The organism is Vibrio sp. 2134-1 (assembly GCF_033339495.1).
In genome coordinates, this window is record NZ_JAWOUS010000009.1 from 97,094 (window position 1) to 121,196 (window position 24,103).

Genomic DNA, 24,103 nt, shown 5'->3' on the forward strand with positions numbered 1-24,103 from the left:
CTTAAGTATATCAATAGTTCATTTCAGTTCAGGTCTGACTTGGCTGTGCTTAGTCACATTTGTAGAAAAAATTGAGGCATCATGGCGAAAGCAAAACGAGCGTATGTTTGTAATGATTGTGGCGCGGACTTTCCCCGTTGGCAGGGGCAGTGTAACGCATGTGGTGCATGGAATACGATAACAGAAGTACGTATCGCTGCATCGCCAACCGTTGCTCGCAATGAACGCTTAAGCGGCTACGCTGGTTCCGCAACAGAAGCTACGGTTCAAACGCTATCCGAAATTGATCTGCAAGAAGTACCTCGCTTCACCAGTGGGTTTAAAGAGCTTGACCGCGTGTTGGGTGGTGGTGTTGTGCCAGGTGCCGCAATTTTGATTGGCGGTAACCCTGGCGCAGGTAAATCAACCCTTCTGTTGCAAACCATGTGTAGTTTATCTGCGCAAATGCCAACGCTTTACGTAACCGGTGAAGAGTCATTACAGCAGGTGGCAATGCGTGCTTCCCGATTGGGCTTGCCGAAAGATCATTTAAAAATGCTATCGGAAACGAACGTCGACAAAATTTGCCAAATCGCCGAAAAAGAGCAGCCTCGTATAATGGTAATAGACTCGATTCAGGTGATGCACGTTTCTGATGTTCAATCGTCGCCTGGCAGTGTTGCTCAGGTACGTGAATCTGCGACGGCTCTGACACGATACGCAAAACAGAATAATGTTGCGGTATTTATTGTTGGTCACGTAACAAAAGATGGTACCCTTGCGGGCCCCAAAGTTCTTGAACACATTATCGACTGTTCGGTACTACTCGATGGTGGAACGGATAGCCGATTCCGCACTTTGCGTAGTCATAAAAACCGTTTTGGCGCTGTGAATGAGCTTGGTGTATTTGCAATGACAGGCCAAGGATTGAAGGAAGTGAGTAACCCATCAGCGATCTTCCTTTCTCGTGGTGAAGAAGAAACATCAGGCTCTTCCGTCATGGTGGTTTGGGAAGGTACGCGCCCTCTGCTAGTAGAGATTCAAGCGCTGGTGGATTACTCGCAGTTAGCCAACCCTCGTCGTGTTGCGGTCGGCTTGGAGCAGAACCGCCTATCACTTTTGCTCGCTGTGTTGCATAAGCATGGTGGCTTACAAATGGCAGACCAAGATGTCTTTGTTAATGTGGTTGGCGGTGTTAAGGTGACGGAGACGAGCGCTGATCTTGCTTTAGTTATGGCGCTTTTATCGAGTTTTCGTGACCGTCCACTCCCTAAAGATGTGGTGATTTTTGGTGAGGTAGGGCTTGCGGGCGAAATCCGTCCAGTGCCAAGTGGGCAAGAGCGTTTGAATGAAGCGTTCAAACATGGTTTCAAGAAAGCCATTGTGCCAGCAGCCAACATGCCGAAAGGTGGCATCCCTGGCATGCAAATTCACGGCGTTAAGAAATTGTCGGAAGCTATAGAGGCTTTTGACGAGCTGTAATGCTCATAAGAATGGTATTTGTGCAATCACAAACTGTTCTATCCGTCCTCAATAAAATGCGAATAAAGTACATAAATTGCTGTGTTTGACTATGCTTTGGGGACGGAAATTTCACGTTAAAATTTTTTTTCTTCCATCCGCACGCAAGGGTATCAGTATTGACAGAATGTGATATACTCTGCGCGCACTTTATACCTTATTAACAGAGTAAGACAATGACTGATTTATCAAAATACAGAAACATTGGTATTTTTGCTCACGTAGACGCGGGTAAAACTACCTCTACAGAGCGTATCCTAAAGCTAACTGGTAAGATCCATAAGATCGGTGACACTCACGACGGTTCAACTACTACTGACTTCATGGAGCAGGAAGCTGAGCGTGGTATCACAATCCAGTCTGCAGCAACAACTTGTTTCTGGAACGATCACCGTCTAAACATCATCGATACTCCTGGACACGTTGACTTCACTATCGAAGTTTACCGTTCTCTAAAAGTACTTGACGGTGGTATCGGTGTATTCTGTGGTTCTGGTGGTGTTGAGCCTCAGTCAGAAACTAACTGGCGTTACGCTGACGAATCACACGTATCACGTCTGATCTTCGTTAACAAACTAGACCGTATGGGCGCAGATTTCTACAAAGTTGTAGATCAAGTACAGAACGTACTAGGTGCTACACCTCTAGTTATGACTCTACCTATCGGTATCGAAGAAGATTTCGTAGGTGTTGTAGACGTACTAAGCCAACAAGCTTACGTATGGGATGAGTCTGGCCAACCAGAGAACTACGAAGTTCAAGATATTCCAGCAGACATGGTAGAGAAAGCTGCTGAATACCGTGAAATGCTAATCGAAACTGCTCTAGAGCAAGACGAAGATCTAATGATGGCTTACCTAGAAGAAGGCGAAGAGCCATCTCTAGAAGACATCAAACGTTGTATCCGTAAAGGTACTCGTGATCTAGCATTCTTCCCAACTTACTGTGGTTCAGCGTACAAGAACAAAGGTATCCAACTTATTCTTGACGCGGTAATTGATTACCTACCATCTCCAACAGAAGTTGATCCACAGCCTCTAACTGATTCAGAGACTGGTGAGCCAACTGGTGAAGTTGCGACTGTATCTGCAGACGAGCCACTACGTGCTCTTGCATTTAAGATTATGGATGACCGCTTCGGTGCTCTAACCTTTATCCGCATCTACTCTGGTAAGATGAAGAAAGGTGACACAATCCTTAACTCTGCAACTGGTAAAACAGAGCGTATCGGCCGTATGGTTGAGATGCACGCGGACGAGCGTAACGAGATCGATTCAGCACAAGCTGGTGACATCATCGCTGTAGTTGGTATGAAGAACGTTCAAACTGGTCACACTCTATGTGATCCTAAGCACGAATGTACTCTTGAGCCAATGATCTTCCCAGATCCAGTAATCTCTATCGCAGTTAAACCTAAAGATAAAGGCGGTTCTGAGAAGATGGGTATCGCGATCGGTAAAATGGTTGCAGAAGATCCATCATTCCAAGTTGAGACTGATGAAGATTCAGGCGAAACTATCCTGAAAGGTATGGGTGAACTTCACCTAGACATCAAGGTAGATATCCTTAAGCGTACTTACGGCGTTGAGCTAGAAGTTGGTGCTCCACAGGTTGCTTACCGTGAAACTATCACTCAAGCAATCGAAGATAGCTACACGCACAAGAAACAGTCTGGTGGTTCTGGTCAGTTCGGTAAGATCGACTACCGCATCAAACCAGGTGAGCCAAACTCTGGCTTCACGTTCAAATCTACAGTTGTTGGTGGTAACGTACCTAAAGAATTCTGGCCTGCAGTTGAGAAAGGCTTTGCGTCAATGATGGAGCACGGTGTTCTAGCTGGCTTCCCTACTCTAGACGTTGAAGTTGAACTATTCGACGGTGGTTTCCACGCAGTTGACTCTTCAGCTATCGCTTACGAAATCGCAGCGAAAGGTGCATTCCGTCAGTCTATGCCTAAAGCTGGCGCGCAACTTCTTGAGCCAATCATGAAAGTTGACGTGTTCACTCCAGAAGATCACGTTGGTGACGTAATCGGTGACCTTAACCGTCGTCGTGGTATGATCAAAGACCAACAAGCAGCGTCTACTGGCGTACGTATCAAGGGTGATGTACCTCTATCAGAAATGTTTGGTTACATCGGTACTCTACGTACTATGACTTCTGGTCGTGGTCAGTTCTCTATGGAGTTCTCACACTACGCACCATGTCCAACAAACGTTGCAGAGCAAGTAATTGCTGACGTTAAAGAGCGTAACGCTAAGAAGTAATTCTTAAGTTAACTCTATAACTTGAAAGCCCCGCTTAGTGCGGGGCTTTTTGTATCTAGCAGTCTTATACGCAGAGCGTGTTTGTTTTATTCCTATTTAGCGTTTGTTTTGACGATTGTTATGATGCCGTTCTAGTGCTGTTGCCTTTTAGGTCAATGGTCCTAAAGTCTGGTACCACTGACTTTTCAAATATTTCTATTTCTTCCTTCAACCATTGCGCAAACAATTGAGCTTTAGGTCTTTTTAAGTAGCCTTTTGGCGCGCACAAGTAATACGCAAAATTGGGCTTGATGGCGACATCTCCAATTCGGACCAATTTGCCAGAACGAAAATATTGATGAGCTAAACTGTGTTTTACTAATGCCACGCCTTGAAGTGATAGTGCAGCCTCAAGCACGAGATGTGATCCACTGTATTTTAGAGTAGGCTTTGCTGCGCAGTGACCCAAGGTTGCTAACCACATATTCCAATCAAGATCAGGCCAAACATCTTCAATTAGCTCAGCTTTGCTTAAATCCTCGATGTTATAGATCCCATGCTCTTTCTGATACACCGGATGACAAGCTGGATAAAAAGCTTCGTCCATCAGCCATTGTGATTCTAAATTGGGATATTTTCCTAAACCGTAACGAACACATAAATCTATCTGGCTATCTTGAAAAGACACCAAATCATTGGTTGGTTCTAATAGCAAGGCGATATCAGGGTGACGCTGGCGAAAAGCCGTAATCTTCGGGACCAACCAATGATGAGCGAAAGAGGGGAGTGTTGATATCGAAAGGTGGTTCGGGTTTGGATCTTGATTGACTAATCTAACCCCTTGCTGCAAATGAGCAAACCCTCTTTCTGCCTGAGTAAACAGTAGCTCTCCCTCAGGTGTGAGCACGATTTTTCTGTGCTGACGAACAAATAGGTCCGTGCCTAAGAACTCTTCTAAATGACGAATTTGCTGACTAATGGCCGCTGGCGTAACAAACAGTTCTTTTGCTGCCGTTTTAAAGCTTCCTTCCTTTGCTGCAACGAAAAAGTAATACAAGCCCTGTAAGGGAGGCATTCGATCTTTCACATTAGTTTTCCTTAACTCTATGGCAGATTCTATCGTTTGAGGATATCAGCGTAGTCGCTGATTATTAAGTGGTCAACATTGTATAGGGATCTTTGAAATGGAAAACATGACACACACTTGTGAGCGTACTATACCTACTGCCCATCAGAGCGGGTTACAGTTAATTTATTCTAAACTGGCGGCTTGGAGAAGGAACTATAAGACACGTCGTCACTTGAGAGAGTTACCAAAGTACCTTTGGGACGATATTGGGTTAGGTGAAAGGGAGATTAGTTGTGAAGTGAGTAAGCCATTCTGGAGAGAGTAGTTTATGAGTTTGATTCAAGCTCAAAGTTAAGTTGCACTCCCCAATGGTGTTGAGGAGTGCAAGCAAAATTACAAGTCTTCTTCCCACACGACCAATTCATCTTTTGGCCAATTGTGGCCTATCTCATGATACTTTTGTTCGAGCACATGACGTTTAATTTTAAGCGTTGGCGTCAGTACGCCATTTTCTATACTCCAAGGTTCTTTAATCATTAACACACCTTTGATTTGCTCATGAGAGGCGAGTTCTTGATTCATCCTGGCAATAACTTTACGTGTGGTACGTGCGTATCGCTCTCGATCAAAGTTAGGGAAGTCATGTGGCACAACCAAAAGAATCGGAGCGGGTAGCCCTAAACCGATGAGACACATCATCTCTACGCGACTGTACTCGAAAAGCTTTTTCTCGATAGGAACCGGAGAGACAAATTTACCTTTGGCGGTTTTGAAGTTATCTTTTTTACGGCCTTGAATCGTTAGATAACCATCTGAGTCGATAGCGCCGATATCGCCTGTGTGTAGCCAGCCCTCTGAATCAAAAGACTCTTGGGTGGCAATGTCATTTTTGTAGTAGCCAGAAAATAGCCCTTTGCCACGCACCATGATTTCATCATCAGCTGCGATTTTTAACTCAATGCCTGGTCCTGCATTACCGACACTACCGATTTTGTCAGCTCTAAATGGGTAGTTGAGCGTGCTGTAGGCAAATGATTCCGTCATCCCCCAAGCCTCTGTGATATCAAGGCCCACTGAGTGGTACCATTCCAACAGCGCTGGCGAGACAGGTGCAGAGCCACAGCCTAATACTCGAGCCTGATCTAAACCTAGACCATCTGCTAGCTTTTTCTTGATCAAAGAATTGACGAATGGGATTTTCAACAGAATATTGAGCTTCTTCTGTGGAAGTTTGTCTTGAATACGTTGCTGGAATAGCGTCCATAATCGTGGGACGGAGATAAACAGAGTTGGTCGGTGCATCTTCACATCTTCGATAAAAGTGTCCAGTGACTCTGGAAATGCTGTTGGCACGCCACCCATAATCGATGAACCGAAGATATAAACACGCTCTGTAATATGAGCGAGCGGTAAATAAGAGAACAATCGGTCGTTTTCTTGGATACCAATATGATTGATCAGTTGCTGAACAGACCAACTGAATGCGCCGTAAGTTAGCATCGCGCCTTTCGGTAACCCTGATGTGCCTGAGGTATACACCAACGACATTAGCTTGTCATCGTAATGCTGCGGACGCTCTTTACTTGGCACTGCATCAGCAATGAGCGCTTGGTATTCGTGCTTACACTTTGGTGCCGTGTCATAAGGTAGAGCGATGCTAATGAGTTCAGGCATAGCATCAATGACTTGCTGAGTTGCTTTGGGATCATCGAGTTTTCCGCCAATGATCGCTTTACTTTCACTATGAGTCACACAGTATTCGATGGTGTCTGCACCGGCGGTAGGAAAGATTGGCACACTGACATAGTCACCAAGCATCATAGCAAGATCGCAAATAAACCATTCTGCACAGTTTTTAGATACTAACGCAACTTTGTCGCCAGGCTTTACACCAAGCGAGCGTAGTGCGCTGACAAGTTTTAAGGCTTGATCTGCAACATCAGAGAATGTGTACTCAACAAACTGTCGGTTAATAATTTGTTTTAGGTAGACCTCATTTGGACGCTCTTGAGCCCATTTGAGGATCATTTCATTTGGTGGTGGGAGAGCGCAACCAGCAGCGCTATTTAGATTCGGCTGATTCATTTTAAGTGACTCCATGTCTTCTCATTGTATTTATAATTGTTAACGCATTGTTAACTTTAGCATGTTAAATCGCGACACGGGAATGCATTTTGATGAAATATGTGGGGAAGATAGCGTTAGTTGTCCTGACAGTTGCTACAAATAAAGCCTAAAACTGCTGTCGATAATTTGCTGGAGACAGACCTGTTTTTTTCTTAAAAATTCGAGAAAAGTAAGAAACGTCTCGATACCCGCACTGATAAGCAATGTAAGCAATTTTCATCGATTCATTTTCAATTAGCATTTTCTTAGCTAATGAAATGCGTTTCGCCGTGACATAATCACGAAAGCACATACCCACTTTACGGTGGAAAACTTTGGAAAAGTAGTTCGGCGAGTAATGACAAAGAGCGGCTGCTTCCTCTTCTCTTAGGTCCTTATGAACGTTATTGGCGATGTAATGGACTACGTCTGAAAAGTTTGACTTGCCGCTTCGAGAGAAAAGTTTATCTACCGAGATTTGTTCTTCGTCTACTTTACTATGCAAAAAGTATTTCAATTTTATTTGTGAAAGCCAGATAGGAAGAGTGAGCTCGTTCAACTTATAATATTCCGCACAAATATGCTTGGGCGGCAAGTGGGGAACCGTATCTTTTGGAGATACGACGATTAGTTTTTTGTCGAGGTTTTTACAGAGCGTTATAACACCTTTCAAGTGCTCTTGATGATCACAGGTTATGTAGTAAAAGAAATAGCTATGTTCTTTATCGCTGAGGACTGAGATATCTTTACTGCAGTCCATAATGTCAAAGCACCCATCAAACTCACAACGAAATTGTTCCGGCAGCGAGCAAAGGGTCTCTCCTATCCAGTAAGCTTTGGTCTGTTTATCCATATGAATCCTGCTCAGTACGTACTACACCAATGTTAGTATGCATTGAGGTCAGTCGAGCCTCATTCCTTGAGCTTCAGACCTCACCCTTTCGTTTATTAAGCTTAGGCTTATATAGTCATACTGCAAGTGTGAAATGTGTCACATAGCTTACAGTGATGTGTCTTATTTATGATACATTTCGCCTCTGAAGCGCAGACAGGCAAGAAAGTACTAACCTTTGGCAAAAAAGTCCTAACCCCCCTAATTCTTGATGACTAATGTTTAAGCATGATTCGGGTGTATATGATACCTGCGTCATGGACAAGCGAGATTTGGTTAAATAAAGGGGATAATCTTATGGATAACTTTCGCAATCTAATCAAGGACTTCATGGAAGACGAAGAGGGGCTAACACTTTTGGAGTACATCCTAGGTGCGGCACTAATTGTTACTGCATTCTTGACTTCAGGCTTCTGGACAACCTTGTCTAACAAGTTCACTTCAGTAGCTGGTCGTATTAGCTCTTCGTAATGGTTAGCGAGTTAATTATTTGGTCATTACTTATTGCGATTGGAGTTTCAGACGCACAGAAACACAGAATACCGAATAAAGCGGTGCTTATGCTTTTGGTTGCAGTAACTGCAAACGTAATTTACAACCCAGCCACAACTGGTTTGGATCATTTATATGGTGGGTTGGTTGCGTTTGCGGTGTGTTTCGCGCTGTATCTTTTCAAAGTAATGGCTGGAGGAGACGTTAAGTTACTCGCCGTCATAGGGGCATGGTTGGGATTGAGTAACCTTGGGGAAGCGTCTACCGGGATAATACTCGCTGGAGGCATTGTCGGCATTTTTTATCTAATGCTACATGTGTCATCGACTAGTGTTGCTCTATCACATCAGATTAAAGGGTATTGCTTAGAAAAAGTAACACCAGGTTTTAGGTCCAGTAAGCCGTTGGTCATTCCATTCGCGCCGATAATCGTAATTGGATTAGCTTATTTTTCCTATACCCACTAAATAAAAATAATAAATGGCATGCAGCATCAGTTGGCTAAGCAACTTCAAGGAGGGGAAGTGTGATGGGCTCTGTGTATTGGGAAAAACTCGTGCCACAAATAAATCCACCAAAAGTACCTTCATCGGTAGAAGGTCTTGGCATACCGGCTTCAGTCGTTGAAAACTTAGTGTTGAAACACCTGTCAGCTTATCCGAAATGTGATTTGATCGAGTTAACACAGCGGTTATGTGTGGTTTCAAATATTGTTGAACTTGCTTTGGCGCAGTTGAGGAAACGAAGCTGGGTTGAGGTATATCAGCCTACATCTGAGAAGCTAAACCATTCGTACTCGAACATTCGTTATAGTCTAACGGAGTTAGGACTTGCGGAAGCAGACATTGCATATAGAAAAGATCCGTATATCGGTCCTGTTCCAGTTTCTTTGGAAGAGTATTGGACCGTTGTTGAAGGACAAGATCTACGCAAAAACCCTGTTACCCGTATCGATGTAGAGCGTGCATTATCTGATGTTTTTGGCTCGGATCACTTAGTTCCTGTTCTCGGACCTGCTATCAACTCTGGACGAGCTTTGTTGCTTTACGGCCACGCGGGTACTGGTAAAAGTTACGTTGCATCAAGAGTGCTCAATGCAATGAACACTTCGGTGTTTATTCCTTACGCCGTATATGCCGATGGCAACATCATCAAAGTGTTCTCAGAGCATCATCACCGTCGTTTAGACAACTCCCATTCTCAGGTTTTCGTTAAGTTGGAAACCCATTACGACAAACGCTGGGTTCTTTGTGAAAGACCAAACATTCAAGTGGGCGGTGAGCTGACATTGGAGATGCTTGAGGTAAACCACAGCGAGCATAATCGTGTATGGATTGCGCCACTTCAAATGATGGCTAACAACGGAATCTTAGTGATTGATGATCTCGGTCGTCAGTCAATGCCTGTTGATGCCTTGCTAAATAGATGGATCGTTCCAATGGAATACTTATTTGACCATCTGGCGCTGCCAAATGGTCAACAAGTAACGGTGCCATTTATGCTTACTTTGGCATTCTCATCCAATTTTGCACCAAGCAAAATTGCTGACCCTGCTTTTTTACGCCGTCTGGGGTACAAAATTGAGTTTAAGCCACTTGGTGATGATGACTATAAAGCGCTTTGGTTATCGCTGTCCAAAGACTTGCAACTCGCGTTGTCGCCTGAATTTTTTGACACATTAAATCAATTGCACCGTGAAAATAAAATGCCTAATTATCCATGCTTACCTAAAGATCTTTTGGGCATTAGCAGAGACGTTCTCGTTTTTGAAGGAAAACGAAAAGTCGTCTCATCAGACATTTTAACTCGTGCCTGGGGACTGTATTTCACAGTGGATGAATAGGGAGATCTAAATTATGAGTCGGACTCAAGTCATCATGCTATTGCTACTCTCCATTGTTTTCGGCCTTGCTGCCGTGTTGATAGCTAAACAATGGATGGATGGCAGAAACCAACCAACAGTCGAGTTAGAAGAGGTCGAAAGGCATCCCGTTTTAGTTGCCGCCATGGAGCTAGAACCAGGAACTATTCTCTCTGAGAAACATTTGTCTACTAAGCTCATGGAAGTGGACTGGATAGATGATGAAACATTGAAAGTAAAAGAACAGGCATTGGGAAGAATCGTTGCCAATACTATTTACGCGGGTGAACTTGTTAACCCTCATCGCCTTGCCCTACCTGGTGAAGGCGCAACACTTGCTGCATTAATTCCAGAAAACAAGCGAGCAATCACTATTCGCGTAAATGACGTTATCGGTGTGGCAGGTTTTTTGTTACCAGGCAACAAGGTCGATGTCCTGAATACAGTGAGTTATGGACAAGGTAAAAACGCCACAACAAAAACAGTGCTTAAAAATATCAATGTTCTTGCGGTGGACCAAACAGCCAAAACGAATGATAACAAACCCGTGATTGTACGCGCTGTGACTTTAGAAGTAACACCGAAAGAGGCAGAAAAGCTCTTATCGGCGAACAGCAAAGGCGATATACAGCTTGCTCTGCGCAACCCTCATGAAGTGGATAAACCTGTTGTAGCAAGAAAATACACGCCACGACCTAGTGTGACCATTATTAAGGGATCTCAGGCATCCAGTGTCCGAGTCAGCAATTAGGTGAATTATGAAAACAATAATATTACTTGTTAGCCAGTTACTTTTCGTCAGCTTGTCTGTTAACGCAGCTACGGCGCAGTCAGGAAAAGTCGTAACCGTTGCACATCACCAATCAACTCAATTGATGATATCAGGCCAAGCAAAGAAAGTGACGTTAGGGGATCCAGAAGTCTTGGATATTTTAGTGCTCAGATCGAACGAGCTGTTTCTTATTGGTAAGAAGTTAGGTACCACGAATGTGTCGGTGTGGGATCGCAGAGGCCGGTTAATTGAGCAGTTTAACGTGGAAGTCACGCATGATCTAAATACGCTTAAGTCGAAGCTTTATCAGTTCTTGCCGGATGAAAATATCGAAGTGCACAGTGCGCAAGAAAAAGTGGTACTTAGAGGCTTGGTCAGCAGTCAGCAAAACATGGACACTGCGGTCAAAATTGCTGAAACCTTTGCTTTGGGTGAAGCGGCAGATGAAGAAGATGATAGCTCTAAAGATGATGAAAGTATGGTCATCAATCTACTTTCTATTGGTGGTGCTCAGCAGGTGACGCTAGAAGTTACCGTTGCCGAAGTACAGCGCACACTTGTAAGACGCTTCGACTCAAACTTCCACTTTTTCCAAAGAAGTGGGGATTTTACTTGGGGTGGTACGACTGCTGGTGGCGGTATTGATGGCATTGGACCGATTTTGAACGTCCCAACAGTCGAAGATTTCGGTTTTCTCGGATCGTTTATCGACAGTAATACCTTGTTTACCTTTGCGCTTGATGTGGCGAAGCAAAATGGCGTAGCGAAAGTGCTGGCAGAGCCTAGCCTTACCGCATTAAGTGGTACGCAAGCCGAGTTTGTCGCTGGTGGTGAATTCCCAATTCCAGTACCAAATGAAGATGGCATTACCATCGACTACAAAGAGTACGGTGTTCAACTCGACTTTGTTCCGTTTATTTTGAGCGATAAGAGAATCAATCTCAAACTGAACGTCAATGTGAGTGAAATTTCCAATTCTGGTGTGTTGACGTTTAATCCAAACGAAGTGAATGCCACTTTCTTTATTCCACCAATCACAAAACGAAGTGCTGGTACAACGATTGAGCTAGCAGATGGTCAAACCATTGGTATTGCGGGGCTATTGAGTGAAAACGCGCGTAACGTTGCGAATGGTATACCTGGTGCGAGTGATCTACCTGTGTTAGGCCGCTTGTTTAAGAGTGAAGAATTTACCTCTGGGGAAACAGAACTAGTCATTCTGGTTACTCCTCGATTAGCAACCCCAATTGATCGACGTCGAATCACTCTACCAACAGATGGTTTTGTTGCTCCAAACGATGTGGAGTTCTATTTGCTTGGTAAAGGTGCTGAGTTGGATTTCGATAGGTACCAGCTAAACGACATTAGTGAAGAAGATACTAACAACAATTTTATTCAATACGGTTCGTCAGAAGGTGGCTCTGAGGGCAAGTTTGGGCACAGTCTATAAGTGGGAGAACAAGATGAAAAGCATAATGATAATGACCATTTGTTTCACATCATTCGGCTTGTTTGGCTGTGCGAATGACCCCGAGCTTGGTATCTCGGTTAGCCAGCTGCGCGCTGAACAAACTCTGAATCCAGAAGCCTGGTATGAGAATTTGGGCTACTTACCGGAAGGTAGTGGTGAGCGCACACAAGTTAGCTTAGAGGTATATAACAACAATGGGGTAGCCAAAGATGATTAAGTGATACGTTCACTTAGGAGGGGCTATGCGAAGGAATATGCATATAGCGCCAAGGAGAGCTCAGAAAGGGATTACCTTGGTATTAATTAGTTTAGTTTTATTATTTTTACTTGGTGTTGCAGCCTTTGGTATTGATTTGAATCACCAAGTACTCAATAAAACAAGACTACAAAACGCGGTCGACTCCGCTGCATTAGCGGCTGCGGTTGTCGTCGATGAAAGGACCGACGCGGCAGATTTGGCTGAGCGGCTTAGTTTAGCGACGCAGGCGGCGAATGATGCTCTGACTCATTCTGCTGCGTCTGATGGTAACCAAGAATTAGTTTACACGGGGGAAAACATAGATGTAACTTTCTCAAATTCGAACGCTAAAGGCTCATTTGTTGAAGCTGGAGAGTTCTCTTTGGGCAGTGACAGCGACATCTATGTTCGTGTTGCCGTTAGTAATGTTCTGTTGACACAGTATTTAAGTGGCATGTTTGGGCTCGACAAAGGGGTGTCAGCGAGTGCTGTTGCAGGACCAAGTGCGCCAAGCATTACTACATGTAACGTGTCGCCTATTGCTATGTGTGGCGATGTAGGCTCAGCTGATCTGGCGTGGGGATACATTCCTTCTTCAAACCCAAACTACAATGGTGCACAAGATCGAGATGCTGACACTATTCATGTATTGAAACCATCAGGGCACACGGATGGTGGCATTGGTTCGGGTAACTATCACCTTTTAGACTTTGGTTCCGGTAAAAATACAGTAAGAGAAATGCTGGCAGGGGATACTGAGGAGTGCATAACAGTCGGTGATTTAGTCACAACAGAGACTGGTAAAGGTACGGGACCAGTAGCGCAAGGTCTAAATACGAGATTTGATGGGGGTAAGCCAGATGAAGGCATTACTTCAGATAAGTACATCGAAGAGTCCAACGTAACATACGACAATTACCAACAACAATATCAGGATGCGGAAGATCCGGCCGTTGATAACGATGCGTTTTATTATGCCGATTATGTCGAAGGGTTAGCCGCTTGTACGGGGGGGCCTGGCGCGTGCAAGTCGCAATATTACCGAGCGGATGGGAAAACCGATCGAAGGGTATTACGAGTGCCGATCGTTCGTTGTGATGAAGCTCCAAAAAAAGGCGGCAAGATGGATTTAGAAGTACTGGGCCTAGGATGCTTTTTTGTTACTCAGGAAGTGCAAAACAAGGGGAATGAATCGGAAATATTCGGTCAGTTTCTAGAGGATTGTACGGTAAAAAATGCGTCGTCTGGGGTAGATCCGGATGAAGATGGAGTTGGGCCATACAAAATCGTTCTATACAAAGACCCGTCAAGTGGAGGGTCTTAATATGATGTACTCCAATAGAAAGCATCAGATGAAAAAGATGGCTAACCAGAAAGGACTGGCAATTATAGAGTTTATTCTTGCATTGCCAGTGCTACTGATGCTGACCGTATTAGTTATCGACGTGAGCCGAGCTTTTATTCAATACACAGAGGTCAACAAAGCGTTGCAAAATGGCGCACGGTATGCCGTGGTTGATACTTATGGCACGTTAGATTTTGAAGGTATAGCTGAAGAATCTGATATTAAAAATGTGGTGATCTATGGCACGCCGAGTGGCGTTGGTACGCCGGTAATCGACTATATTGAAGCTGCTGACATTATTGTGACTCAACCAACGGACACCAATAAGGTTGTCACCATATCGGCTACTTATAATTATGAGCCTATTTTCTCAACCTTACCTTTTACCGGAACCTCTTTGGCTTTCAGTATTGGCTCTTCTGCGTCAATGAGGACTAGCCCATGAAACAATGGATAAGGAAACAGAAAGGACTGACCCAAGTTGAGTTTTCGTTAATTGCACTTGCGGTAATGTTAGTACTGTTCATGATTATTGAGTTTGCAATCTACTTTTATTCAGTGCAAATGGTCAACGAAATTACCAGGCGAGCGGCACGACTTGCCACGGTTTGTTTTATTTCTGAACGTGATGAAATACCTAATCATCAAGCTTTGGAGAGTCTATATCCTTCAGGTTTTACCGCTAATAATTTACAAATCGAATATTTAGACGATACAGGTGCAACTGTTGATGTGTCGGATTTTTTGAGTACTCCACCTGCAGCATCTACAGTGTTAGATGCTCAGTTTTCAAAAATAAAATATGTTCAAGCAAGAGCAGTTGATTATGAATTTAAGTTTTTTGTGTTAGCTGCGCTTATTAGTGCAGTAGGAAAAACGCCTGCTTTTGAAACTGTATTGCCGGCAGAAAGCTTAGGTGTATTAAAGCCTGAAGCTGATAACCCAGCTGTTTATTCGGATTGTTCCGCGGAGTAGCTTTATGTTGAAACCAGTCAAAATGGATAATGAAACACATAAAAGTTTAAAAACTAACTTGATTATTTGGATAGTTTATTCTACATCAAATTTTAAAATTCACATTGCTGATGAACTATCAAGGTGTGTAAATCTAAATATTGATTGGATAGAGCTAGATACCTTTAACTTGGACTTTGTGAAAAATAAGCAAGTTCCTGATCTCATTTATATTGAAACCGGTGAAAGCTGGGCTCAGAAAGTGGCTCATGTTTATTCTAGTGACAGCAGTTTACAGCATAATCATACTGCTTTGATTGTATTTGGCGACGAGAACGATACTGCATCCCTTAAAATGGCATTAAGGCTTGGGGCAACAGATTATTTGTCTCGTTCGGTTGATTTTGGCGAGCTATATCCTTTATTAAAATCTACCGCGGATGAAAAGATTGCCAATAAGAAAATGGGCGATCTAACATTGTTTATTAATACAAAAGGTGGCTCTGGAGCAACCACTTTGGCTATTAATACAGCAATAGAATTATCAAGCTATGCTAAGAGTAAAGTGTTGCTCGTTGACTTGGATATGCAGTTTAGTGATGCCGCTGATTATTTAAACTGTAAGCCTAAATACAATATTAATGATGTGATTGATTCTGTTAATGATTTAGATGAATTATCACTAGAAGGATTAGTCTACCAGCATCCTTCAGGTTTGAATTATTTGTGTTTTAACCAAAATGATCCAAAAGGTAATTACAAGCATGCGGTTCAAGTTAGTAAATTATTACCTATTTTGAGGCAGTTTTACTCACATATTATTGTGGATTTATCTCATGGCGTTGAGCACGTTTATCAACAAATTGTTTCTCCGGCAACACATGTTTTTTTGATTCTGCAACAGAATGTTACCTCGGTGAAGCATGCTGTTAGTTATATACGTTCTTTAGAATTAGACTATGGTTTAAGTAGTCATCAGGTTGAACTAATTGTTAATCGTTTTGAAAAGAAATCGACAATATCGTTGAAAGACATTGAAAATGCGGTTAGTGGACATGCAATACACTTAGTACCTAATAACTTTGCTATTGCTATCGAGAGCGCTAATTTGGGCAACCCAATTGTTCAATCTAAGAAAAATAGTGCGCTGAAAGCGTCTTTGGCTGAAATATCGCACTTATTAGAAAGTCCGACCAAAGAGAATCAAAGTTGGATAAAAAAACTATTTTCTTAGTAAGGGGGAGTTATGTTTTTCAAACGGAAAGGCGTCGGGAGTTCTTTCAATTCCGTAGATGAAACAAAAGAATCCAAAGTTGTGAATGTCGAGTTGGCAAAATCTGATGAAGACTCGTCAGATGAGCAAAAGTCTTTGTCGCCGGTAGAAGCCAAGATGAAAGCGATCGAGGAGCAGAAAAAGCAATTAGAACAAGATCTCTCGATAAAACACTACTACCACAAGAAACTACTGGATACCTTGGATCTCGGGCTTCTATCGCACTTGCAAGAAGATCGCGCGAAAGAGGAGTTGCGCGAAGCGGTTGTTCAGCTCATTGCGGAAGATCAAACACACCCATTGAGTTCAGAAGCGCGAAACCGCGTAATACATCAAATTGAAGATGAAGTGTTCGGCCTAGGGCCTCTTGAGCCACTTCTTGAAGATCAAACAATCTCAGATATCTTAGTAAATGGCCCGAAAAATATTTTCGTCGAACGTTTTGGTAAGTTGGAGAAAACACCGCACACCTTTTTAGACGAACGCCATTTGCGCAATATTATCGACCGTATTGTAAGCCAAGTGGGTCGAAGGATCGATGAGGCTTCACCCATGGTGGATGCTCGACTCAAAGATGGCTCACGTTTTAATGCGATTATACCTCCTCTTGCTATTGATGGGCCTTCAGTTTCTATTCGACGTTTTGCTGTTGAACGTTTGAATATGGATAACCTATTAGAACTTGGATCGTTGTCTCCTGAAATGGCGAAGTTTCTTAATGCGGCGGTTGTGGGGGAAATGAATATCCTGATTTCTGGAGGTACAGGTTCTGGTAAAACAACCACGCTAAATATTTTGTCGAGCTTTATTCCTAGCGACCAACGCATTGTAACCATTGAGGACTCAGCAGAGTTACAACTCCAACAGCCACATATTATCCGTTTGGAAACACGTCCTTCCAATATCGAGGGTAAGGGTGAAATTTCTCAGCGTGATTTAGTAAAAAACTCACTACGTATGCGTCCCGATCGGATAGTTGTTGGTGAGGTTCGTGGCTCAGAAGCGGTGGATATGCTATCCGCAATGAACACGGGTCATGATGGGTCTTTGGCTACTATCCACGCGAATACACCAAGAGATGCGTTGAGCCGGATTGAGAATATGTTCTCGATGGCAGGGTGGAATGTGTCGACAAAAAACTTGAGAGCGCAGATCGCGTCGGCCATCAATATTGTTGTGCAAATGGATCGTCAGGAAGACGGTAAACGTCGCATGGTTAGCGTACAAGAAATCAATGGCATGGAAGGTGACGTTATTACCATGTCGGAGATCTTCACCTTCCAAAGAAGAGGGGTCGATCAAGAAGGCAATGTGTTAGGTGATTACATGGCTACAGGGATTGTACCAAGCTGCCATGACCAATTAGTAAAACGAGGCTTAGACGTACCATTTGAAATATTCAATGAAAAAGCCCGTTAGGAGATTGCTATGGATAGTCAATTCCCCCTTTTTCTTGTACTGCTGTTTTTGTCCGTATTCTTTATTAGCCAAGCGTTAATTCTGCCTTCTGCGGGTAAAAAGGTTAAGCATAAGCAATTAATCAAGCGGATACACGAAAGCCATAAACATATTGATCAAGAGAGTATTTCTTTATTAAGGGAAAACTCGCTCAAGAATCTATCGCCATTAGAGCGATGGCTTGTGAGGTTTAGCCTGTTCGATAGCTTTAAGAAGAAGTTGGAACTGGCTGGGATACACATGGGGTTCAGTCGGTTTATTTTCCTCACATTCCTCGGAGGGACTGCGGTTGGTCTATTTCTGTTCTTGTTCGGGCAAGTTTGGTACCTCTGTGCTGGCGTTGCGTTTGCTTGCTGGGTGTCTGTTTACTTCTACATACAGAAAAGGATTGCTGATCGTTTAATGAAATTTGAAGAGCAACTGCCAGAGGCTCTCGATATCATCAAGCGAGTTTTGCAGGCAGGGCAGCCAATTACGCAGGGGTTTGGAGAAGTAGGCAGAGAGGTTAGTGCACCGCTTGGTCCTGAGTTCATGAATACCTTTAACTTACTCAACTATGGTTATGACCTCCGCTTGGCGATTATGCAAATGTCGGAGAGAACTCCTACCGTATCTATGCTTGCTTTCTCCAGTGCTGTGTTACTGCAAAAGGAAACGGGTGGTAACTTAGTCGAAAACATTGAGAAGCTCTCCCATATCCTACGTGCTCGTTTCAAACTCGCTCGAAAAATAAAAACCATTTCGGCGGAATCTCGAATGTCGGCATGGGTATTAGTATTAGCGCCTTTTGGTTTGTACGTCATCATTTCCCTTGTTCGACCTGAGTATATTGAGTTACTCCACACGCATCCAATGGGGATCAAAATGGTCATTGGTGGGATGGTAGCGTTGTTTATCGGCACGCTTTGGATTCGTAAAATCGTCAATATTGAGGTGTAGCCATGGAAAGTATTCAAGGATGGTTAAACGATTTTGCTGTCGGCCAAGAAACACTGCTTATGGGGTTGATCCTCATCACTACAGTGTTGGTTGTGATGACGTTAGGCTCGATAATTATCGGGGTTAACTCGCCAATTAAACGAAAGTTAGCCGAATTGTCTGGTGATAAGAAAGAAGTCTCTCATCACAACAAGAAAATGTCAGACACCTTGGAGTCGTTAGCGCCTTTAACTTCCCCAACCAGTGAAAAAGAGCGTCAAACGACACGCAATAAACTGATGCATGCTGGGTTTCATGAAAGCAATGCATTATCGATGTTTTATGCCATTAAATCGGTCACGACAATCTTAGGTGTGATGGTGGCGGCACTGGTGTATTTCTCGGTTCCGGAATCTAAATACCTGTACACGTATATGGCGTTATCCGTATTTATTGGGCTTTTATTTCCTGATTTTATTTTGCGTCGAATGGTGAACAAGCGTCAGCAAGCGATTCGTGCAGGTGTGCCCGACATGCTTGATTTGCTGGTGGTTTGTACCGAATCAGGGCTTGGCTTTAATGCAGCGTTGCGTCGGGTTGCTGATGAACTGGTTATCTCTCACCCAGAGCTTGCTGATGAAATCGATACGGTGTGCAACAAAATTAAAGCGGGCAAACCAATGCCAGAAGCGCTGAGGGAGCTAGTATTAAGGACAGGGTTAGAAGAATTAATGGGGCTGGTAAGTATGCTTAGCCATGCCTCTCGAATAGGGGGGAGTTTAGTCAACTCCTTGCGTGAATATACCGAAGACTACAGGGATAAGCGTCAACAAGCAGCAGAAGAAATTGCTGCAAAAATCCCAGTCAAAATGATGTTTCCAATGGTGCTATTTATTTGGCCTTGCTTTTTTATAGTGGCTATCGGACCTGCGTTAATTTCATTGGCTGAGGCATTTTCTAATTAAAAAGCAAAATAGGGATCGTTATGTGGATTAAGAAATACGTCATCATCTCGTTGTTGGTGCTTACCGCATGTTCAACAACTGAACAGTCATCAGATTTCGATTCAACGCTGTACTCAGGTAAGCCCGTTGAGTCTCTCACTAATGATGAACCTCCCAAAACAGAGGAAGAGGCAATCTCACGAGGGGATATTGCATTAAGCAACAAAAATGTCGACTTAGCCTTGTATGAATATATTCGCTCGCTCTCTTTCCCTAATGCGGTCCATAAAGATAAAACCTTGTACACCGTGGGGCGCATCCATTTAGCTAGGGAGAATTCAGAACTCGCCGATAAATCATTTCGAGCATCTTTGGCTGAGAACCCCGATCATATTGGCTCCCTGACTGAGCTTGGTACTTTATACACGAAGCGTGGAGAAAAGGACGTCGGGAAAAGCTACTACATACGCGCTTTGAATGCTGACCAAATTCGCATGGATGGCGATCCTACCATCACTAAAGACAACATTACTGCAGAGAGCGTTGCAACATATCGCTATGATGATAAATCACCAGTCTCTGCTTACTCCGGTCTAGGTGTGCTTTACGACATTCGTGGCGACCACGATATTGCGCAGGCGTTAATTCGAAAAGCGTTGGATATTGACTCAAGAAACGTAAACGCTTTGGTCAGCCTTGGCTACTCCTACTACATGGAAAAAGCTTACTCAAAAGCGGCGCACTTTACTCAAGCCGCACTAAGTATCAAGCCAGGAGATGAGAGAGGAATCAATAATTTAGGTCTCATTGCTTTAGCTAAAGATCAGCCACGACAAGCTCTGAGTATTTTTAGTCGACACATGACAGAACCCGAAGCGCTCAACAATGTTGGCTATTTCTTGATCCTTCAAGGCAAACCAGGAGAGGCGATTCCTTATTTACAACAGGCTATTGATAAGAACCCTGCCTACTATGAACTGGCAAATAAAAACCTAGAACGAGCATTGGCAATGGTGAGAGAGCGAGGGGATACCTCTACCGCGCTTCTCCAATAAATTTGAAGACCCTTTTAAAAGAAAGCCACTCTGCAAGATAGAGTGGCTTTTTCATTTATGGGGAGTAGTCCGTTGCAAAGGTGTTTGTTCAATTAGCCGTCATTCGCTTCTTTCAGGGTAAGAAGCATAGCGCCGTAAAGCCCAACCAACTATCTTCCATAACATCACCGTCAAGAGTGTTGCGAGGTAGCCATCAATCGCATAATGCCAGGCTAAATGTACCGAACCGATTTGAATGATGACTGCGAAAGCGTAAGCAAAGTAGCCGATGGTTTTGTTGAGTCTATAAATTGATAGCGCCATCAAAACAGCAATGGAAACGTGCAAACTCGGCATTGCCGAAATGCCAGAGCCAATACCATTGGCATTCGCGATGTACTCATCCCAAAGATATTGCTGTGTAGGCAATGCCCACAATTGCCCAGCGTCTACATTGGTAAGATATTGGCTTTGGACTTCGAGCGTTTTCATCAGAGGAACAAACTGTTCATCTCCAGTGATAAGCTCCACATAACATGGGCCTGCTGAAGAAAGCAACGTGGCGAAGAAGACACCAAGAATCATCCAAGACAATGCGAACGTGAGTAAAAACTGTTGCCTTACCAACGGGTATTTTTTGTAGATAAGGAAAAAGATGAGTATGCCCCACATACAAAAAAACCATGCGTTGTAGGCTACATTTAGCCCTAATGAGGCCCAAGCATTGGAGAATAATGCATGGGTCAACTCCCACGGAGCAAACCCGAAGTGTAGCAACGAATCAATATTCGCAAAGGTCAGATCCCACTTGAATGGATTGATGATTGGAATCAGCGATTTCAAAAACGTGTGATTAGAGAAAATCAGGTTGAGTGCCATCATCGAAACAAACACTGATACAGGTCGGTACAGCGGAAAAATAAGATGCTTCAGTTTTCGTATGAAGCGCTTTGCTGGCTGTTTTTCTTTGCGCAGTATGAGATAGAAATAATAGTAGATACACCAGCTTAAACCTGTGACATACAAAGCTTGTATGAGTGTTTCAAGGTAAGTGGTAAAAGAGTAATCGATAGGGAAATCGAGATACAAAGAACAAAGATAAATGACAGCAGTCGATATAAAGCAATAGGTGTAGAAAATCTTATCGTTCAATAACTCATTCTTTACTGATGTGAGTAAAGCCGATGCTTTTTGCTGCCAGCTAAGGTTGAGCTCGTAATTGTTGTCTTGTTCCATTGATGATCCGTCATCTCTATCCTTCCAATATCATTAAGCTTAGTTGAGAAAACGGGCACTCGTATTTGAGTACCCGTGGTTTATCTGGATTCAATAGTTGGCGTATCAGCAGGCTACATCATGCCCGTGACAAGGCCTGCCGCCACAAAAAACACGATCATCCACAGAACCGAAAGGTTGAGCTTTTTGTGTAGATAAAAACCTGCAACCACTAACGCCATGTCGATGGGAGCAACAACTGCGCTGCTAAATACTGGCTGGTAAAGTGCCGCGAGTAGTAACCCTACTACCGAGGCATTTACACCGTTGATGGCGCCGGAGACCAGCGGTTTTCCTGCCAGTGCTTGCCAGTTCTTAAGAACGCCAAGTAGTAAAAGAAACCCTGGGAGGAATACGCCAAGCGTTGCGAACAGCGCACCTAAAATTGGCGTATCCGAAAGCTCATAACCGATAAAAGTCGCAAAGGTGAACATTGGCCCTGGTACAGCTTGTGCAGCGGCGTAGCCTGTTAAAAATGCATCTTGGCTGAGCTGGTCGCCAACAATGTTTTGCAGAAGCGGCAGAACCACATGACCGCCACCAAACACTAAGCTACCAGCTTGGAAAAAATCACTAAACAGCCCAAGTAAAGGTAACGTATGAGCCACTAACGGTAAGCCGAGTAAAAGCATCGCAAATAGAGCCAATGGCGCGATAGACGGTTTAAACGACTCGGCTGATGGCGCGGAGTCTTTCTTCAGATACCGCATTCCGACAAAACCTGCTGCGATCAACACGAACATTTGCGTCATGATGCTTGGTGCCACCAGCAACGCAATCGCAGTCGCGATGCACAAACCCGCGGTCAGTTTGCTTTGGCAGAAGTTTTTGTACATGCCCCAAGTCGCATCCGCCACGACGACGACTGCGAGCAGTTTTAGGCCGTGAACGATGTTTTGGAACACTGCGGTGTCGGTGATTTGGCTGCTCACCATCGCCAGCGCCAACATGATGACCACTGAAGGAAGCGTGAATCCGACAAATGCTGCGCATGCGCCACCTAAACCGCCACGTTTATAGCCTAAAGCAAAGCCAACTTGGCTTGAGCCCGGTCCCGGCAAAAACTGACTGAGCGCGACAATTTGCGCGTACTCGCTGTCATCAAGCCATTTCAGTTTCTCAACAAATGTTTGGCGAAAATAACCAATATGAGCCGCCGGGCCGCCGAAGCTGAACCAACCCAGCCAGAAAAAAGTTTTGAATATGGTGAACATGTCGAGCCTGTTTATCTAAAAAGCATTGTTGCTAATTTATCGAATGCTCTAAAATGACTCAAATTGATGATTTTAATTTCATCTATGAATGAAATGGGATGAGGATGTTGGAGTGAAAGAGGACATTCAGTGGCGCAACATTGACTTGAACTTATTGGTGACGTTTTCCTACTTGTATCGCTATCGAAGCGTTAGCGTCGCGGCAGAGAAAAGTTACGTTAGCCAGTCGGCGATGAGTCATAGTTTGTCTCGTTTAAGGTTGTTGTTTGACGCCCCGCTTTTTGAGCGAAAAGGGCACAAGATGGAGCCCACCGAGCACGCTCACCACATCGCGCCAACTGTGCATCACTTGTTGGATTCTATCGCCAAAGACTTGCTCACTAAGTCTGCCTTCCAACCTGAAAATTACGCGGGTGTATGTCGCATTGGATTAACGGATTATGCCGAGTTTATTTTTGCTCCTCGGCTTTATGACGAAATACGCCAGCGCGCACCAGAGGCCCAGATCAGTTTTATTAACGTCAATCGTAGCAACTACGTGGCATTAACTGAGCACGAAAAGATCGATGTCATTATTGGCAGCATGCCAGTGTTGGATGACAACTTTGAGAGCTTGTACTTGTACACGGAAAAACACGTGTGTATGTGTGATAAACAGGCATTGAAAGGGGAAACACAGCTGTCTCTGGAAGCGTTCGCGAACATAGAGCAAGCTCTGGTAAGTCCCGATGGGAGCTTAAAGACACAAGTAGACCAAAAGCTTGCAGAACATGGCTTGAGCCGCAAAGTCACCGTGGCGTCGCGCAACTTTCTCACTATTCGGCATCTATTGAAAAAGCGCGATCTCATTGCCATCGTGCCAGAAAAAATGGCATTGGCGGAGGGCTTTTCGGACGATCTCGTTACCGTTAAGCCGCCGATCGCCGTTGCGGATTTTGATATTGCTATGCTGTGGCATTCCAGCCGAAACAATGAAGACAAAGGCATTTGGCTACGCGAGTTGGTTTCTTCGACCATCACCTCTAAATGATAAACATTTGG

The 24,103-nt window shown here is 43.9% G+C and carries 23 protein-coding genes; 18 read left to right on the forward strand and 5 right to left on the reverse strand.

Features of this window, described 5'->3' with window-relative positions:
* Window positions 1-81 precede the first annotated feature (81 nt).
* Window positions 82-1,461, forward strand: coding sequence for a DNA repair protein RadA (gene radA / locus R7R78_RS12235; RefSeq protein WP_005386443.1), 1,380 nt, complete (start codon window positions 82-84; stop codon window positions 1,459-1,461).
* A gap of 215 nt (window positions 1,462-1,676) precedes the next feature.
* Entirely contained in the window at window positions 1,677-3,767 is a 2,091-nt protein-coding gene (gene fusA, locus R7R78_RS12240; protein ID WP_005386444.1) for an elongation factor G, read from the forward strand.
* Between the two features lie 118 nt (window positions 3,768-3,885).
* Here the strand turns inward: fusA and R7R78_RS12245 are convergent, their stop codons facing one another.
* The gene (locus R7R78_RS12245) at window positions 3,886-4,833 is read right to left on the reverse strand and encodes a LysR substrate-binding domain-containing protein (RefSeq protein ID WP_225473663.1); all 948 of its coding nucleotides are present in this window, start codon (window positions 4,831-4,833) and stop codon (window positions 3,886-3,888) included.
* A 106-nt stretch (window positions 4,834-4,939) separates the two neighbouring features.
* Between R7R78_RS12245 and R7R78_RS12250 the strand changes: the two genes are divergently transcribed.
* The gene (locus R7R78_RS12250; protein ID WP_225473692.1) at window positions 4,940-5,140 is read left to right on the forward strand and encodes a DUF1127 domain-containing protein; all 201 of its coding nucleotides are present in this window, start codon (window positions 4,940-4,942) and stop codon (window positions 5,138-5,140) included.
* 68 nt (window positions 5,141-5,208) lie between these two features.
* Here the strand turns inward: R7R78_RS12250 and R7R78_RS12255 are convergent, their stop codons facing one another.
* Together R7R78_RS12255 and R7R78_RS12260 are read right to left on the reverse strand one after the other, a co-directional pair.
* Window positions 5,209-6,900: an AMP-binding protein gene (locus R7R78_RS12255; protein ID WP_025768211.1), complete on the reverse strand. Its 1,692-nt coding sequence runs from the start codon at window positions 6,898-6,900 to the stop codon at window positions 5,209-5,211.
* 148 nt (window positions 6,901-7,048) lie between these two features.
* Entirely contained in the window at window positions 7,049-7,774 is a 726-nt protein-coding gene (locus R7R78_RS12260) for a helix-turn-helix domain-containing protein (RefSeq protein ID WP_151515083.1), read from the reverse strand.
* A 336-nt stretch (window positions 7,775-8,110) separates the two neighbouring features.
* Here R7R78_RS12260 and R7R78_RS12265 point away from each other — a divergent pair, with 336 nt between their 5' ends.
* The 14 genes from R7R78_RS12265 (at window position 8,111) to R7R78_RS12330 (ending at window position 20,594) form a co-directional block, all read left to right on the forward strand.
* The gene (locus tag R7R78_RS12265; RefSeq protein WP_031781043.1) at window positions 8,111-8,284 is read left to right on the forward strand and encodes a Flp family type IVb pilin; all 174 of its coding nucleotides are present in this window, start codon (window positions 8,111-8,113) and stop codon (window positions 8,282-8,284) included.
* Window positions 8,284-8,772, forward strand: coding sequence for a prepilin peptidase (locus R7R78_RS12270; protein WP_031781044.1), 489 nt, complete (start codon window positions 8,284-8,286; stop codon window positions 8,770-8,772). Before R7R78_RS12265 ends, R7R78_RS12270 begins: the two co-directional genes overlap by 1 nt.
* Window positions 8,773-8,834: 62 nt before the next feature.
* A complete protein-coding gene (locus tag R7R78_RS12275; RefSeq protein ID WP_165401630.1) occupies window positions 8,835-10,148 on the forward strand; it encodes an AAA family ATPase in 1,314 nt (437 codons plus the stop codon).
* 13 nt (window positions 10,149-10,161) lie between these two features.
* Window positions 10,162-10,917 carry a Flp pilus assembly protein CpaB gene (cpaB, locus tag R7R78_RS12280; RefSeq protein WP_005386448.1) on the forward strand — a complete coding sequence of 252 codons (756 nt, stop codon included), beginning with the start codon at window positions 10,162-10,164 and terminating at the stop codon, window positions 10,915-10,917.
* Window positions 10,918-10,924: 7 nt separating this feature from the next.
* The gene (locus tag R7R78_RS12285; RefSeq protein WP_005386449.1) at window positions 10,925-12,388 is read left to right on the forward strand and encodes a type II and III secretion system protein family protein; all 1,464 of its coding nucleotides are present in this window, start codon (window positions 10,925-10,927) and stop codon (window positions 12,386-12,388) included.
* Window positions 12,389-12,401: 13 nt separating this feature from the next.
* The gene (locus R7R78_RS12290) at window positions 12,402-12,626 is read left to right on the forward strand and encodes a hypothetical protein (protein WP_031781045.1); all 225 of its coding nucleotides are present in this window, start codon (window positions 12,402-12,404) and stop codon (window positions 12,624-12,626) included.
* Between the two features lie 25 nt (window positions 12,627-12,651).
* Window positions 12,652-13,971, forward strand: a complete 1,320-nt coding sequence (locus R7R78_RS12295; protein WP_137282334.1) for a pilus assembly protein TadG-related protein — start codon at window positions 12,652-12,654, stop codon at window positions 13,969-13,971.
* Between the two features lies 1 nt (window position 13,972).
* Complete coding sequence (locus R7R78_RS12300) at window positions 13,973-14,437, forward strand: TadE/TadG family type IV pilus assembly protein (protein ID WP_031781046.1); 465 nt, start codon at window positions 13,973-13,975, stop codon at window positions 14,435-14,437.
* Window positions 14,434-14,967 (forward strand): TadE/TadG family type IV pilus assembly protein, encoded by a 534-nt coding sequence (locus R7R78_RS12305; RefSeq protein WP_005386454.1) that lies wholly within the window; start codon window positions 14,434-14,436, stop codon window positions 14,965-14,967. The genes R7R78_RS12300 and R7R78_RS12305 overlap by 4 nt, the downstream gene beginning before the upstream one ends.
* A gap of 4 nt (window positions 14,968-14,971) precedes the next feature.
* Window positions 14,972-16,180, forward strand: a complete 1,209-nt coding sequence (locus tag R7R78_RS12310; protein ID WP_005386455.1) for an AAA family ATPase — start codon at window positions 14,972-14,974, stop codon at window positions 16,178-16,180.
* A 12-nt stretch (window positions 16,181-16,192) separates the two neighbouring features.
* Complete coding sequence (locus tag R7R78_RS12315; RefSeq protein ID WP_005386456.1) at window positions 16,193-17,638, forward strand: CpaF family protein; 1,446 nt, start codon at window positions 16,193-16,195, stop codon at window positions 17,636-17,638.
* A 9-nt stretch (window positions 17,639-17,647) separates the two neighbouring features.
* Entirely contained in the window at window positions 17,648-18,616 is a 969-nt protein-coding gene (locus tag R7R78_RS12320) for a type II secretion system F family protein (protein ID WP_005386459.1), read from the forward strand.
* A 2-nt stretch (window positions 18,617-18,618) separates the two neighbouring features.
* Complete coding sequence (locus R7R78_RS12325; protein WP_005386462.1) at window positions 18,619-19,560, forward strand: type II secretion system F family protein; 942 nt, start codon at window positions 18,619-18,621, stop codon at window positions 19,558-19,560.
* Between the two features lie 20 nt (window positions 19,561-19,580).
* Window positions 19,581-20,594, forward strand: a complete 1,014-nt coding sequence (locus tag R7R78_RS12330) for a tetratricopeptide repeat protein (protein WP_005386465.1) — start codon at window positions 19,581-19,583, stop codon at window positions 20,592-20,594.
* Window positions 20,595-20,693: 99 nt separating this feature from the next.
* Here R7R78_RS12330 and R7R78_RS12335 read toward each other — a convergent pair whose 3' ends face one another.
* Together R7R78_RS12335 and chrA are read right to left on the reverse strand one after the other, a co-directional pair.
* Complete coding sequence (locus R7R78_RS12335; RefSeq protein ID WP_213912240.1) at window positions 20,694-21,809, reverse strand: phosphatase PAP2 family protein; 1,116 nt, start codon at window positions 21,807-21,809, stop codon at window positions 20,694-20,696.
* A gap of 113 nt (window positions 21,810-21,922) precedes the next feature.
* Window positions 21,923-23,062 (reverse strand): chromate efflux transporter, encoded by a 1,140-nt coding sequence (gene chrA, locus R7R78_RS12340; protein WP_225473665.1) that lies wholly within the window; start codon window positions 23,060-23,062, stop codon window positions 21,923-21,925.
* Between the two features lie 112 nt (window positions 23,063-23,174).
* Here chrA and R7R78_RS12345 point away from each other — a divergent pair, with 112 nt between their 5' ends.
* Window positions 23,175-24,092 (forward strand): LysR family transcriptional regulator, encoded by a 918-nt coding sequence (locus R7R78_RS12345; RefSeq protein WP_406707374.1) that lies wholly within the window; start codon window positions 23,175-23,177, stop codon window positions 24,090-24,092.
* The last annotated feature ends 11 nt before the right edge of the window (window positions 24,093-24,103 follow it).

Excerpts from the sequence above, each read along its gene's own strand:
- radA (WP_005386443.1), top strand. The coding sequence starts at position 82 with ATGGCGAAAGCAAAACGAGCGTATGTTTGTAATGATTGTGGCGCGGAC.
- fusA (WP_005386444.1), top strand. The coding sequence starts at position 1,677 with ATGACTGATTTATCAAAATACAGAAACATTGGTATTTTTGCTCACGTA.
- R7R78_RS12250 (WP_225473692.1), top strand. The coding sequence starts at position 4,940 with ATGACACACACTTGTGAGCGTACTATACCTACTGCCCATCAGAGCGGG.
- R7R78_RS12255 (WP_025768211.1), bottom strand. The coding sequence starts at position 6,900 with ATGAATCAGCCGAATCTAAATAGCGCTGCTGGTTGCGCTCTCCCACCA.
- R7R78_RS12260 (WP_151515083.1), bottom strand. The coding sequence starts at position 7,774 with ATGGATAAACAGACCAAAGCTTACTGGATAGGAGAGACCCTTTGCTCG.
- R7R78_RS12265 (WP_031781043.1), top strand. The coding sequence starts at position 8,111 with ATGGATAACTTTCGCAATCTAATCAAGGACTTCATGGAAGACGAAGAG.
- R7R78_RS12270 (WP_031781044.1), top strand. The coding sequence starts at position 8,284 with ATGGTTAGCGAGTTAATTATTTGGTCATTACTTATTGCGATTGGAGTT.
- R7R78_RS12275 (WP_165401630.1), top strand. The coding sequence starts at position 8,835 with ATGGGCTCTGTGTATTGGGAAAAACTCGTGCCACAAATAAATCCACCA.
- cpaB (WP_005386448.1), top strand. The coding sequence starts at position 10,162 with ATGAGTCGGACTCAAGTCATCATGCTATTGCTACTCTCCATTGTTTTC.
- R7R78_RS12285 (WP_005386449.1), top strand. The coding sequence starts at position 10,925 with ATGAAAACAATAATATTACTTGTTAGCCAGTTACTTTTCGTCAGCTTG.
- R7R78_RS12290 (WP_031781045.1), top strand. The coding sequence starts at position 12,402 with ATGAAAAGCATAATGATAATGACCATTTGTTTCACATCATTCGGCTTG.
- R7R78_RS12295 (WP_137282334.1), top strand. The coding sequence starts at position 12,652 with ATGCGAAGGAATATGCATATAGCGCCAAGGAGAGCTCAGAAAGGGATT.
- R7R78_RS12300 (WP_031781046.1), top strand. The coding sequence starts at position 13,973 with ATGATGTACTCCAATAGAAAGCATCAGATGAAAAAGATGGCTAACCAG.
- R7R78_RS12305 (WP_005386454.1), top strand. The coding sequence starts at position 14,434 with ATGAAACAATGGATAAGGAAACAGAAAGGACTGACCCAAGTTGAGTTT.
- R7R78_RS12310 (WP_005386455.1), top strand. The coding sequence starts at position 14,972 with ATGTTGAAACCAGTCAAAATGGATAATGAAACACATAAAAGTTTAAAA.
- R7R78_RS12315 (WP_005386456.1), top strand. The coding sequence starts at position 16,193 with ATGTTTTTCAAACGGAAAGGCGTCGGGAGTTCTTTCAATTCCGTAGAT.
- R7R78_RS12320 (WP_005386459.1), top strand. The coding sequence starts at position 17,648 with ATGGATAGTCAATTCCCCCTTTTTCTTGTACTGCTGTTTTTGTCCGTA.
- R7R78_RS12325 (WP_005386462.1), top strand. The coding sequence starts at position 18,619 with ATGGAAAGTATTCAAGGATGGTTAAACGATTTTGCTGTCGGCCAAGAA.
- R7R78_RS12330 (WP_005386465.1), top strand. The coding sequence starts at position 19,581 with ATGTGGATTAAGAAATACGTCATCATCTCGTTGTTGGTGCTTACCGCA.
- R7R78_RS12335 (WP_213912240.1), bottom strand. The coding sequence starts at position 21,809 with ATGGAACAAGACAACAATTACGAGCTCAACCTTAGCTGGCAGCAAAAA.
- chrA (WP_225473665.1), bottom strand. The coding sequence starts at position 23,062 with ATGTTCACCATATTCAAAACTTTTTTCTGGCTGGGTTGGTTCAGCTTC.